Below are 12,170 nucleotides of genomic sequence, written 5' to 3' on the forward strand. Positions count from 1 at the left end.
GCGGATAACTGTTTCTGCAACTTTGTATCGTAGAATAAGTAGAATTAAAACCTAAAGTTATGAATACTCTCGAAACAAAAACAGTTGCAGACCTTGTTACCGAAAATATTAAAACCGCCCATATTTTTAAAAAATACGGCATCGATTTTTGCTGCGGTGGTGGGATTAGTATCCAGAAGGCTTGTGAAAAGGCAAATATCAATTATACCGATCTTGAAAGAGACTTGCTAAACGTGGATAACACGAACAGCCGCGCAACCAATTACAACAGTTGGGAACTGGATTTTCTTACAGATCATATCATTAATGTACACCATAGTTATGTAGAAGAAAATATTCCGTTGCTCATACAGTATGCCGCAAGGGTAAATAAAGTACATGGTCATCATTATACCGAGCTTGAAGAAATCCAGCAGTTGTTTTCTCTGGTTGCTACAGAGCTGGGAGGACATCTAAGAAAAGAAGAATTAATTTTGTTTCCGTTTATCAAGAAAATGGTGAAAGCTAAAAAAGAAGGTAGTGCTTTACCCGAAGCACATTTTGGAACGGTGGTCAACCCTATTAAGATGATGGAAGCAGAGCACGAAGAAGCCGGGGAACTACTCCGCAAAATCTCTGTACTCAGCAATAATTATACTCCGCCACAAGGTGCTTGTAACACTTATCGTGCTTTCTATGCAAAACTTGAAGAATTCGAGCAGGATTTACATCAGCACGTGCACCTGGAAAACAATATTCTATTCCCAAAGGCTTTACAGCTGGAAAAAGAACTAAATCAATAATTAACTGAAGTTTTATTTTGCACAGTCCGTAAACTGAATCTCCCCCATTTTCAGCAGAAAAAGCCTGTGCATTCTTGAGAGGCAAAATCCCAACTTTGCCTCTTTTTTTAAACTATAATTTTATGAGTAAAGAAAAAAAACTCTGGATTACTTTTATTCTTATAACCGTATCGTCCTTTGCGGTTCTTGGCTACTATGGTTTTGAAATTTATCAAAAAGCACCACCTCTTCCAGAGAAAATTGTTACCACAGAAGGGACAGTAGTTTTTGAAGGCCAGGACATTAAAGATGGTCAAAATGTATGGCAAAGTATAGGTGGCCAGGAAGTTGGATCCATTTGGGGCCATGGTGCCTATACCGCTCCAGACTGGACTGCCGACTGGCTTCACCGGGAAGCTCTTTTTATCCTCAATCACTGGGCAGAAGCTGAGTATAATACATCTTACGAAGATTTGAGCAGCGAAAAACAGGCAGGACTGGAGAGGCGTTTGCAAATTGAAATGCGTAAAAACACGTATGATGAAGGCAATGGTACAATCACCATTTCACCCGTAAGAGCTGACGCTGTAGATTATTTAAATGATTATTACAAGGGCCTCTTTATGGAGAATCCCGAGCTGGATGAGCTAAGGGCAGATTATGCAATCCCACCAAATTCTGTAAAGGATGAAAACCGGATGCATCAAATGACGGGATTCTTTTTCTGGGCAACCTGGGCAACTGTGACAGAAAGACCAGGAAGCGAAGTTTCTTACACTCATAACTGGCCTCCTGACGAGCTTGTGGGAAATAAAGCCACCGGGGATCTTCTTATCTGGACTGGCTTTAGTATTATCCTTCTTCTATTCGGGATTGGAGTGATGGTATTCTATCATGCGAGGATGAAAGAAGAGGAGGAGCCGGAACTTCCGGTGGAAGATCCGCTTATGCGGCAGACAATTACTCCGTCTATGCTTGCAGTGAAAAAGTATATGTGGGTGGTAAGCCTTCTTATCCTTATTCAGGTTACGTTTGGTGTGGTTACCGCCCATTATGGGGTAGAAGGTGATGCTTTTTATGGATTTGATATCGCAGATATCCTTCCGTACTCTATTTCCAGAACCTGGCACGTGCAGTTGGGAATCCTCTGGATTGCGACAGCATGGCTCGCCACAGGTCTCTATATTGCTCCGGCGGTTTCAGGTAAAGATCCTAAATTTCAGAAGCTGGGAGTAAACTTTCTCTTCATCTGTCTTCTAATCATTGTTCTTGGTTCTATGGTCGGACAATGGATGGGAATTATGCAAAAATTAGGATTGGCAGAGAATTTCTGGTTTGGTCACCAAGGTTATGAATACGTGGATTTAGGCCGGTTCTGGCAAATATTCCTTTTAGTTGGTCTGTTCTTATGGCTGGCTTTAATGGTGCGCCCTTTGTTGCCGGTAATACGAAGTAAAACTTCAGAAAGGAATTTATTGATCATGTTTTTGGTTTCTTCCGCAGCAATTGCACTGTTTTATGGTGCGGGCTTAATGTGGGGACGCCAGACGAACCTGGCCATTGCAGAATACTGGAGATGGTGGGTGGTACACCTTTGGGTAGAAGGCTTCTTCGAAGTTTTTGCGACTGTGGTTTCAGCATTCCTTTTTGTAAGACTGGGATTATTGCGGACGAAAACTGCAACTTTAAGTGTGCTGCTGGCAACCATAATCTTCCTTTCAGGAGGAATATTGGGAACTTTTCACCACCTGTATTTTAGTGGAACACCAACAGCGGTTATGGCGCTGGGAGCTACTTTTAGCGCGCTGGAAGTTGTACCGCTGGTTTTAATTGGATATGAAGTTTATGAAAACTACAAGTTAAGCAGACTGACAGACTGGATTAAGGATTATAAATGGCCAATTTACTGTCTTATCGCCGTGGCATTCTGGAATTTTCTTGGTGCGGGTATCTTTGGATTTATTATTAATCCGCCCATTGCTTTGTACTACATGCAAGGATTAAATACCACTGCCGTACACGCACATACTGCTCTTTTTGGAGTGTACGGAATGCTGGGAATAGGGTTGATGATGTTTGTATTACGTAGCCTTTACAGGGTCCAGGTTTGGAACGAAAAACTGCTGAAGTTTTCTTTCTGGTCTATTAACATCGGTTTGTTGCTCATGGTGCTTTTAAGCGTACTGCCAATAGGTTTACTACAAACTGTTGCCAGTGTGAACGAGGGGATGTGGTATGCGAGATCTGCAGAATTTATGCAGCAACCGGGTATGGACACTTTGCGATGGCTTAGGGTAGTGGGAGACACCATTTTTGCAGCAGGATTGTTTGCATTTGTGTGGTTTGTTTTCTCTCTAAACAGCAAGAAGAAAGTCCCAATGGATGAAAAATCAAGAGGAGAATCAAAATAATCCTCAGGTAAATTATGATAAAAAAAAGCTGTTCTGAAGTTGGAGTGTCCGGACTTTTGAGCAGCTTTTTATATCTTGCTGAAAGAGTTTTTCAGAATAAGCTTTTCAAAAATGGTAAATTTAAAGCGACATACGAATATTGCTTTCGGTTATTTCCTTCTGATAGGACTGTTGGGTATTTTGTTACGGCTTTTTTTTGTTACTCCCATCGCTGCAAATTACCGGTGGGTGGTACATACCCATTCGCACATTGCATTATTAGGCTGGGTATACATTGGACTCACCACTCTTATTTATAAACTTTATTTTACTGAAGCAAATAAAGGCACGCTGTACCGGCGCATTTTCTGGTTTTCCAATATTACAATTATGGGAATGTTGGTAACATTTCCGTTCCAGGGATATGCTTTATTTTCTATAATATTTTCTTCACTATTTCTGGTTTCATCTTACTTTTTTGCCTGGTTTGTTTTAAAGCATACACCTGTAGTTTATCGTGGAACCTATTCCTTTAAATGTATAAAAGCAGCGTTATGGTACATGATATTTTCCAGCATCGGTCCGTGGGCTTTAGGTGCAATAATGGTTACTTTGGGGAAAACATCTATGTGGTACAAAATGGCGATCTATTATTATCTTCATTTTCAGTACAACGCATGGTTTATACTTGTACTGCTGGGAGTTCTGTTTTTCCTGCTGGATAAGGCGGAATTAACGCCGGAAAAGAAAGATTTCAGAAACTTTTTTCTGCTGATCAATAGCGGAATTATTCTGACTTTTTTCCTTTCCGTACTATGGGTGGAGCCGCATGCAGTTTATTATATTTTGGCAGCAGCCGGGGCCGTGTTGCAGGTATTGGCTTTCTATAAACTTTACTTAATGCTGAAGAAGGTGTGGCAAAAATTCAAAATATCGAGTTCAGCTTTTGTTGGCTTTCTGTTGAAGATTTGTGGGGTGCTGATAGCTGTAAAAATCCTGATGCAGTTACTTACTGCTGTCCCATATTTTGCCGATTTGTCCTTTTTGTACACCGACTTTGTCATTGGTTATTTACATTGGGTCTTTTTGGGCATGGTGAGTATCGCATTATTTGCCTTTTTTCATCATTTTAGGCTCATGAAGCTCCCAAAACCTGTATTTTCGCTCTATTTCACCGGTTTTGTGCTTTCTGAAGCTTTAATTTTCTATAAAGGGACCTCTATGTGGCTTGGATTGCCGTTTTTCAGTGAATATTTTCCGCTTTTGGTGCTTGTAAGTTCTTTGATACTGGTTTCAGTAGGGATATTATTGATTAAAAATATCCGTTCCTAAAGGAAGAGGCCAAAAATGGCAAATATCGACCTGTAGTGGGGAACGTTGCGAATTTAAGAAGTCTGTTAATGAAAAACGATCCTTCAGGATCGCTTTTTTCTTTTAAATCAGATTAAGTATGAAGTTTATAGCAACTTCAGAAATAGCTAAAAAAATGTTTTTGCTCTGTGTTCCGGATTTTTGCAGGAACGCCTCACTCCCAAAAATGGAAATTTAAAATTCCGAACAGAAATGGGAGAAACCCTGCCCGATTTTTTTTCTTTATCCTCATTCTTTAACTTCTTTAGTAATGAATAGGCCACCACCAATACTACAAGAATTTCAAGAGCACCTAAGAAATAAATATATGTCATTATGTCTTTTTATACTTTGGTTTTGGACCAAATTTACTAACATGTAAAGTTGAGCTATTAAAACTGGTTGGTTTGCCGTTTTTGGAGTTATTTATCCTATATATAACATGATTTTAGCTTTTTCTAAGACTAATTTTTTTACTTTGGGTATTAATCAAGGAAACTATCTGGCTGCACTCAGGGGATTTGAAAGGAGGATTTGAGGTTCTCCAGGTCGGGTTAAAAATTTAAAATTTGAATATGGGGATTTCTGTAACCGCATTACCGGTAGATGATATTATTAAAGACCTAGCAGAGCAATGGCAGATTGGAATTAAGCAGGAAAGTGGGGAGCTTATTTTGGAACTGCCCGAAAACCTGGGAGAAGGTTTTATTAGGGGGACGACCTTTGAATCTGGAATTGGGGTGATTGAATATAATTGTGCTTTCGTAAAGGATTATGAAATCACTTTTACGAAAAAGGAAACGCATCCATTAAAGTTTATTTTTTGTTCGAAAGGTGAAGTAGACCATGGTTTTAACGAAGATGATGACAGGCATACTATCCAGACTTTTCAAAATGTAATAGTATCAAGCAGTGGGAATAATGGCCATCTCCTAAAATTCAGGGCTAATGAGAAAGTGCATGTCACCAGCATAGAGATTATGAGGAGCATTTTTAGCCGTCGTGACAATCATCACTTTAATGGTCTGCCGGAAGATTTAAAAGAATTATTTCAGGATTCTGTGGCAGAAAAGAAATTTTTCTATCAGGGTAACTATAGTATTAGATCGGCAGATATTGTAGATGAAATTAATACGCAGAAACTGGATGGTTTCCTGCGCTCTATTTTTCTTGAAGCAAAGCTTTTCGAAATGCTCACCATGCAAATTCAGCAGTATAAAGATGATAATCAGGGAGATGAGTTGCCCCAGATACTTAGGAAATCTGATGTTGAAAAAGTAGAAAAAGCAAGTAGGTTAATAAATGAGAATATTAGTGAAAGCTATTCTGTAGAAAACCTTGCAAAAGAAGTTGGGACTAACGTGAACAAGCTTCAGGAAGGTTTTAAGCACTTGTACGGTCTTACTGTAAATAAATATGTACAGGAGGTAAAATTAAATGGCGCCAAGGAAATGTTATATTCCACAGATAATAATATTTCTGAAATTGTTAGCCTTATTGGACTTAATAATAGGAGTTATTTTTCCAAAATTTTTAAAGAGCGATATGGAGTTAGTCCTAAGTACTTTCTGAAATCCCATAGAGAAAAAGATGAAGGCGATCAGGATGAAAAATAAATTAGGAAAATTTCTTGTTTTCAGGCTTTTTTCTATCCCGTTTGCTTCTGATTTTGCATCGCTGGCATCTTCATACTCCTGATTTCCTTCTTCTCCTTCCGGAGATTTCAGAAATTAAGAATATCCTTATAGAATTCATTTTATATCAAGTTTTAATTCGAGATTTCCCTGTTAATTGCTGCCACGGTTTCTACATTGTCCACTCCCAGCCCTTCCTGCTGATTAACCATTACCCCGTTTTCATCAAAAACACTTATGATATTGGAGTGAGAGAAATCTATTGGAGATATTTGCTTATAGCTAACAGCTAATACAGCAGCAAATTCGCGGGTATCTTCTGGAGTTCCACGAAGGAACATCCATTGATCATCCTCCATAAAATTATCTATAGAAAACTGCTTTAAACGTTCTGGAGTATCTGTTTCAGGATCTATACTCACCATAATAAATTTTACTTTATCAAGATCTTTTGGAGCTACCTGTTTTTCTATATTTCGCATATCAGCAACCAATCGTGGACAAGCTGCTTTGCAGGAAGTATAGATCATCACCATAACCAGAACTTTGCCTCGGAGGTCTTTTAATTCAATCTGTTCGTCGTCCTGTGTGGTCCAGGTAGAAGGTAAGTTATAAATAGAAAGCTCAGGAATTTCTGAATTTACTTCAGCAGTAAAATCTTCAGATTCAGCATTTAAGATGAGGCCGTCATCAGCTCTGTTACAAGAGGTAAAAAATGCTATACACAAGGAGAGGATTATTAGATTTTTCATAATTTAAAATTTTTAAAGAGCTTCAGTAGTTACATCTTTAACACATCTAAAGCCGAGATTTTTAATAGAATAATTAGCCTTTAAACTTCCTCTTAACGCGTATCGCATAAAAGCGGCATAGTTCATTAAATCTGTTGCACCAACTGCGGCAGCACCACAAAAGAGGTTTGCATCCCCCGATGAATCTTTCCTGGATTCCCCTGAGATTAATACGGAGTTGAAATCTATCGTCCACTCCCAAACCAGACCATGAAGATCATAGACGCCGTAGTAATTTTTGAAAGTTTCTCCAATAGGATTTCTGTAGGCATTTGGAGTTTCATACCACTCCAGGATAAACTGGTTGTAAGAAGCTTCTTCTCTTGCATCTGGCACCTTCTCGTTGGCCATGGCAGCATACTCCCATTCATCTACCGTAGGTAGTCTTTTGCCCTGGCATTCGCAGTAGTTTTTGGCTGCGTACCAGGAAATGTGCGTTACCGGGGCATTGGGAAGTTGATTGTCTCCAAAGTCTTCATCATTTTTCCACCCGGAAAGATAACTTTCATCTGCAAAAAGTTTTTTTACCTGTGACTTCTTCCATTGCGGATTACTTTTTACAAATTCCAGAAATTCTTTATTGGTCACAGGATAAACATCCATTAAAAAATCGTTGACCTTTACTTCTTCTTTTGTTCCGTAGAGTGGGATAAATTCCCCTCCTTTTATTTCTACCATCGCAGAAGACTGGCAAAAAGCCGTGCTTTGAAAAAATACTGCGAAGATGATTACCAGTCTTAAAGCTGCCATGATAGTTTCTTTAATTATTTTACTTTACCTACCATCTCGGTAGTTACAAGGGTTTTGTTGTTGCCCCAGTTGTTATAGATATAGGTAAGTACATCTGCAACCTCTTCATCAGAAATATTAATTTTTGGCATTACGCTGTTGTAAACATTGCCGTTAACTTCTATCTCGCCGTTAAGGCCTCTTTTTACTACTTCTATAGCTCTATGTACATCTGCGTTTAGATAATCTGAACTGGCAAGCGGAGGGAAGGCATTAGGAATCCCTGCTCCTGTAGCTTGATGACAGGCAAGACAATTTTGAGCATAAATACTTTTTCCGCGTTCCATTTGCTCACCCAAAGCACCGTCAAGATGAGCTTCAATTACTTCATCATTAATTTCATTAGAAGCAACAGCATTTGGCTGGTAAGCTTTTTCTTCAACCTGACCGGAAAAAACTCTGGTATTTTCTCTTCCTTCAACTTTTAATACACCCAAAGCACCTTTGTTAAAAGCTCTAAAGATGGAGTGATCAACAAGTATAAATTCTCCGGGAACCTCAACTTTAAATTCTACTATAGCGGCACCACCGGCAGGTACAAGAGTAGTCTGTACATTTTTATTAACCATATCACCTCCTTCTACAAATACCTTGTCAAATATTTCCCCAATTACATGGAAAGAAGAAACGAGGTTTGGTCCACCGTTTCCAACATAAAGTCTCACAGTTTCTCCAACTTCTGCAGTGATGGCATTATCGCCGGTTAAAGCACCCACTTTACCATTAAAGACTACATAATCTGCATTTTCATCTACAGCTTTTTGCATGTCGAAAGGCTGTAATCCTCTTTCGCCGTTTTTACCTTTAGTATAGAAATCGCCCTGCATGATATAATATTCTTTGTCCACAGGAGGTAAACCACCTTCCGGTTCTACAAGAATAAGCCCGTACATTCCGTTTGCAATGTGCATTCCCACAGGGGCAGTAGCACAGTGGTACACGTAAAGACCCGGATTCATAGTTTTAAAGTTAAATATAGCCTCACGACCCGGGGCAACAAAAGAAGATTCTGCCCCACCACCTGGTCCGGTTACTGCGTGTAAATCTATATTATGCGGTAGTTTACTGTCCGGATGGTTTTTAAGGTGGAATTCTATTTCATCCCCAACTCTGGTCCTTATAAAACTTCCGGGAACTGTACCATCAAAGGTCCAGTAGACATAACTAACGCCGTCTGTCATCTCCATTTCCTTCTCGACAACTTCCATATTTATAACTAATTTAGTTGCTGCCCGGTTTCCCACAGATCTGGGTACAAGGGGAGGGGCAGTCAATTCAGCTTCCATTTCTCCATATATCTTCATTGTTTCTGGATCTTTCTTACTGGTGGCTTCGGCTTTTTTACAGGAAGTAAAGAGTCCAAAGGAAAGCGCAATGGCAAAAAGAATAAGGGAAAAGCCTCTTGGTGAAATTCGATTTAAATTCTTCATGATCTGATGTTTAATATTCTGTGACAAAGATGAATATTACCTGCCTTGTAGATTATGATTATAATCATATTGGCAAAACTTATGATGGAATTTTGAGGGATTGTAAAAATTGAAGGAAGTGAGAGGATGTTAAATATGAAATTATTAAAAAAAACAATTTCTGGTTTAATAGAAATCTGACGTTGGTCATAGAAAAAGAACAATTTCTATAGCATATTTGAAATTAAAGGAAGAAAAGTGATGATACAAGAAGATATTCTGTTGGAATTTGGCGCAAAAAGAGATGTTTTTTCTAAAGGCGATCAGCTTTTTAGGGAAGGAGATACAGCAGTAAACTATTATCAGGTTTCTTCGGGAGAGGTGAAAATGAACAATTACAATGCAGATGGAAAAGAGTTTATTCAGGGAATTTTCACAGCTGGCCAGAGCTTTGGGGAACCTCCTTTATTTGCCAATGTAAATTATCCTGCCAATGCTGAAGCTATAATAGAAAGTGAAGTCTTTAAACTTCATAAGCCAGGATTTCTGGATCTTTTAAAAGCAAAACCGGAAATGCACCTGAAGGTGACGGAAACCTTAGCCAAACGATTGTATTACAAAGCTATAATGGCTTCCGAAATTTCCAGCCAGGAGCCGGAGCATCGTATTTTGCGCGTACTTGATTACCTGAAGAAACATGTTCATAAAACAGAAGGAGCTTTTAGTTTTAAGGTGGACCTCACCAGGCAGCAAATCGCAGATTTAACCGGACTTAGAGTGGAGACCGTTATCAGGGCAACAAAGTCGCTTCAGAAGAAAGGGGAACTAAAAATTGTACAGAGAAAAGTGTTTAGATAATTTAGCTAAATCTGTAGCGGAACGATCCTCGTAACTGCGACACTTCATTTTAATAAACAATTGTTATAATTTCCGTCAAATAATCTTAACCTGATTTTTTCTGTTATCTTGAGTTCTTACAATATTCTTGTACATAATTTTAGTAATGATTGACGTAAATCAACCAACCGGATTCCTGATATGCCTTGCGATATTATTCTTTGCCGTGCTTGTAAGATATTTGCTGGCGGCAGGGGTTTTTTATTATTATTATTTTGTCTGGAACTCCAGCAAATTTAAAGAAAGGGTGTTGAGCCGCAGGAAATTACGAAAAAACCAGTTGAAGAAGGAAATTCGCTGGAGTATAATTTCTTCGGCGATATTTGCCTTTTTCGGGGCATGTGCCTATTGGCTTTGGCAAAACGACTTTACGGCTATTTACTTAAATCTTTCTGAATTCGGGTACTGGTATCTGCCGGTTAGTCTTTTGGTTATTTTGTTTATTCATGAAACCTATTATTACTGGGTGCACAGATGGATGCATCATCCAAAAATTTTCAGAAAAGTACATAAAGTTCATCATGATAGTTTGACGCCTACTCCCTGGACTGCTTTTTCCTTTCACCCCTGGGAATCTTTGCTGGAGGCATTAATTTTACCTCTGATTCTTATTTTTATTCCTGTTCATATTTTTGTGTTGGGAACTTATTTGTTACTAATGACTTTGAGCAGTGTAATAAACCATCTGGATATTGAAATTTACCCTGTCTCTTTTCAGAATAGTAAATTCGGAAAACTGTTTATAGGTGCTACACATCATCATTACCATCATGAAGAATTCAAAACGAACTACGGACTTTATTTTACATTTTGGGATAAGTGGATGAAAACCGAAAGCTCAAAAATGGAAGTTTCCGAAGATACTAATCAGGGAAAGGCGTAGAGCAGGGGATAGCTATCGTTGAATAGCCTCGAAGGCTGTTTGGTTTCATTAAGAAATTTATATTCCGCAGAAGAAATGATACATCCAATCAACATAGCTATTTAAACTTTCACATTCCTGATCAGGAATAGGTAGGAGTAATTCTATACTAAATTTTATTCTTCCAGAAATATCTTTCACTAGCTATAGTCACTAGAACTAGCCGTCTTATCTTTTTTATTGTTTTTGTAACATTAGTTTAGTACGTGATTAACGGTGAGAGCTTATTGCTTTTCCTAACTTGGATATATGTATATACAGGTGATCTTAATTATAAAGAGATGCCGGTTGGTACACAGAAAATTATTATTAACCATTCTAAATTTATTTAAACATGTTTTATCACGACGGAAAATTACAGTACGACGTAAAAGTCGACAAACCTAATCCACAATTTGCAAAAATGCTACAACAGGCAATCGGCGGAATAGAAGGTGAAATGAAAGTTTGCCTCCAATACCTTTTCCAGGCTTGGGGAGCCAGGGGACCTGAGAAATACCGGGATATGCTCCTTGAAACGGGAACAGAGGAAATGGCACATATAGAACTGCTTGCTACAGCAGTAGCACTAAACCTGGAAGGTGCAACCAACGATGTGAAAGACGAAGCCGCAAAAGATCCTTTTATGGAACAAATTATGGGCGGAGCTAATCCAAGACATATTCTTTCCAGCGGAATGGCTGCCATGGCAGTAGATAGCAGCGGAGTACCATTTAATGGTTCATGGGTTGTGGGAACAGGAAATCTTGCTACAGATATGTATGCCAATGTCATGGCAGAATCTGCAGGAAGGGTGCTCGCCACAAGGTTATGGAAATCTACAGACGATAAGGGAATGAAGGATATGCTTTCTTTCTTAATTGCGCGGGATACCATGCACCAGAACCAGTGGCTGGCTGTGCTGGAAGAATTAGGAGGCGTACAAGGTAACCACCCGATCCCTAACAGCTTTCCACAGGAAAAAGAGAACCAGAATTTTAATTATAACTTTATTTCTACCCATATAGATGGAGATTCTAAAGCCCACGGAAGATGGAGCGAAGGAAAGTCTATAGATGGAAAAGGAGAGTTTACTTTTGAAAAAGGAGTGCCACAGGGAGGTAAACCAAATTTGGGAAAACCACATCCTGCCGGATTTGCTCAGAAGGAACAAATGACCGAGAATGAATCTGTAATTAAATCTGCATTCAACAAGATCAAAAAATAATTTTTCTGAATCTTTAAGTA

General features: G+C 38.8%; 11 protein-coding genes. 7 read left to right on the forward strand and 4 right to left on the reverse strand.

The genetic code is table 11. The features are described from left to right. The first annotated feature begins 59 nt into the window (after nucleotides 1-59). The 3 genes from ric to RM549_RS04155 all read left to right on the forward strand — a co-directional run bounded on the left by ric (nucleotide 60) and on the right by RM549_RS04155 (nucleotide 4,483). Nucleotides 60-782, forward strand: coding sequence for an iron-sulfur cluster repair di-iron protein (gene ric / locus RM549_RS04145; RefSeq protein WP_311681846.1), 723 nt, complete (start codon nucleotides 60-62; stop codon nucleotides 780-782). Between the two features lie 122 nt (nucleotides 783-904). Further along, nucleotides 905-3,172, forward strand: coding sequence for a nitric-oxide reductase large subunit (locus RM549_RS04150; protein ID WP_311681847.1), 2,268 nt, complete (start codon nucleotides 905-907; stop codon nucleotides 3,170-3,172). 111 nt (nucleotides 3,173-3,283) lie between these two features. After that, nucleotides 3,284-4,483, forward strand: coding sequence for a hypothetical protein (locus tag RM549_RS04155; protein WP_311681848.1), 1,200 nt, complete (start codon nucleotides 3,284-3,286; stop codon nucleotides 4,481-4,483). 146 nt (nucleotides 4,484-4,629) lie between these two features. Here the strand turns inward: RM549_RS04155 and RM549_RS04160 are convergent, their stop codons facing one another. Next, nucleotides 4,630-4,836, reverse strand: a complete 207-nt coding sequence (locus RM549_RS04160) for a hypothetical protein (RefSeq protein WP_311681849.1) — start codon at nucleotides 4,834-4,836, stop codon at nucleotides 4,630-4,632. Between the two features lie 240 nt (nucleotides 4,837-5,076). On the opposite strand from RM549_RS04160, the gene RM549_RS04165 reads away from it, so the two are divergent. Next, entirely contained in the window at nucleotides 5,077-6,117 is a 1,041-nt protein-coding gene (locus RM549_RS04165; protein ID WP_311681853.1) for a helix-turn-helix domain-containing protein, read from the forward strand. 152 nt (nucleotides 6,118-6,269) lie between these two features. Here the strand turns inward: RM549_RS04165 and RM549_RS04170 are convergent, their stop codons facing one another. Genes RM549_RS04170 through nirK form a run of 3 tightly spaced genes read right to left on the reverse strand, consistent with a single transcriptional unit; the run spans nucleotide 6,270 to nucleotide 9,145 of the window. Next, nucleotides 6,270-6,887: an SCO family protein gene (locus RM549_RS04170; protein WP_311681855.1), complete on the reverse strand. Its 618-nt coding sequence runs from the start codon at nucleotides 6,885-6,887 to the stop codon at nucleotides 6,270-6,272. A gap of 12 nt (nucleotides 6,888-6,899) precedes the next feature. Then, nucleotides 6,900-7,676 carry a formylglycine-generating enzyme family protein gene (locus RM549_RS04175; protein ID WP_311681857.1) on the reverse strand — a complete coding sequence of 259 codons (777 nt, stop codon included), beginning with the start codon at nucleotides 7,674-7,676 and terminating at the stop codon, nucleotides 6,900-6,902. A 14-nt stretch (nucleotides 7,677-7,690) separates the two neighbouring features. Next, nucleotides 7,691-9,145: a copper-containing nitrite reductase gene (gene nirK, locus RM549_RS04180; protein WP_311681859.1), complete on the reverse strand. Its 1,455-nt coding sequence runs from the start codon at nucleotides 9,143-9,145 to the stop codon at nucleotides 7,691-7,693. A gap of 240 nt (nucleotides 9,146-9,385) precedes the next feature. On the opposite strand from nirK, the gene RM549_RS04185 reads away from it, so the two are divergent. From RM549_RS04185 to RM549_RS04195, 3 genes are all read left to right on the forward strand, one after another. Continuing rightward, a complete protein-coding gene (locus RM549_RS04185; protein ID WP_311682239.1) occupies nucleotides 9,386-9,982 on the forward strand; it encodes a Crp/Fnr family transcriptional regulator in 597 nt (198 codons plus the stop codon). Nucleotides 9,983-10,127: 145 nt separating this feature from the next. Then, a complete protein-coding gene (locus RM549_RS04190; RefSeq protein WP_311681861.1) occupies nucleotides 10,128-10,904 on the forward strand; it encodes a sterol desaturase family protein in 777 nt (258 codons plus the stop codon). A gap of 373 nt (nucleotides 10,905-11,277) precedes the next feature. Then, nucleotides 11,278-12,150 (forward strand): manganese catalase family protein, encoded by an 873-nt coding sequence (locus RM549_RS04195; protein WP_311681863.1) that lies wholly within the window; start codon nucleotides 11,278-11,280, stop codon nucleotides 12,148-12,150. Nucleotides 12,151-12,170: the final 20 nt, after the last annotated feature.

The sequence above is a fragment of the Autumnicola patrickiae genome, assembly GCF_031846525.1.
Lineage (GTDB): Bacteria > Bacteroidota > Bacteroidia > Flavobacteriales > Flavobacteriaceae > Autumnicola > Autumnicola patrickiae.

Coding starts and splice junctions, on each gene's coding strand:
- RM549_RS04170 (WP_311681855.1), bottom strand. CDS start 6,887: ATGAAAAATCTAATAATCCTCTCCTTGTGTATAGCATTTTTTACCTCT.
- RM549_RS04175 (WP_311681857.1), bottom strand. CDS start 7,676: ATGGCAGCTTTAAGACTGGTAATCATCTTCGCAGTATTTTTTCAAAGC.
- RM549_RS04160 (WP_311681849.1), bottom strand. CDS start 4,836: ATGACATATATTTATTTCTTAGGTGCTCTTGAAATTCTTGTAGTATTG.
- nirK (WP_311681859.1), bottom strand. CDS start 9,145: ATGAAGAATTTAAATCGAATTTCACCAAGAGGCTTTTCCCTTATTCTT.
- RM549_RS04185 (WP_311682239.1), top strand. CDS start 9,386: ATGATACAAGAAGATATTCTGTTGGAATTTGGCGCAAAAAGAGATGTT.
- RM549_RS04165 (WP_311681853.1), top strand. CDS start 5,077: ATGGGGATTTCTGTAACCGCATTACCGGTAGATGATATTATTAAAGAC.
- RM549_RS04150 (WP_311681847.1), top strand. CDS start 905: ATGAGTAAAGAAAAAAAACTCTGGATTACTTTTATTCTTATAACCGTA.
- RM549_RS04155 (WP_311681848.1), top strand. CDS start 3,284: ATGGTAAATTTAAAGCGACATACGAATATTGCTTTCGGTTATTTCCTT.
- RM549_RS04190 (WP_311681861.1), top strand. CDS start 10,128: ATGATTGACGTAAATCAACCAACCGGATTCCTGATATGCCTTGCGATA.
- ric (WP_311681846.1), top strand. CDS start 60: ATGAATACTCTCGAAACAAAAACAGTTGCAGACCTTGTTACCGAAAAT.
- RM549_RS04195 (WP_311681863.1), top strand. CDS start 11,278: ATGTTTTATCACGACGGAAAATTACAGTACGACGTAAAAGTCGACAAA.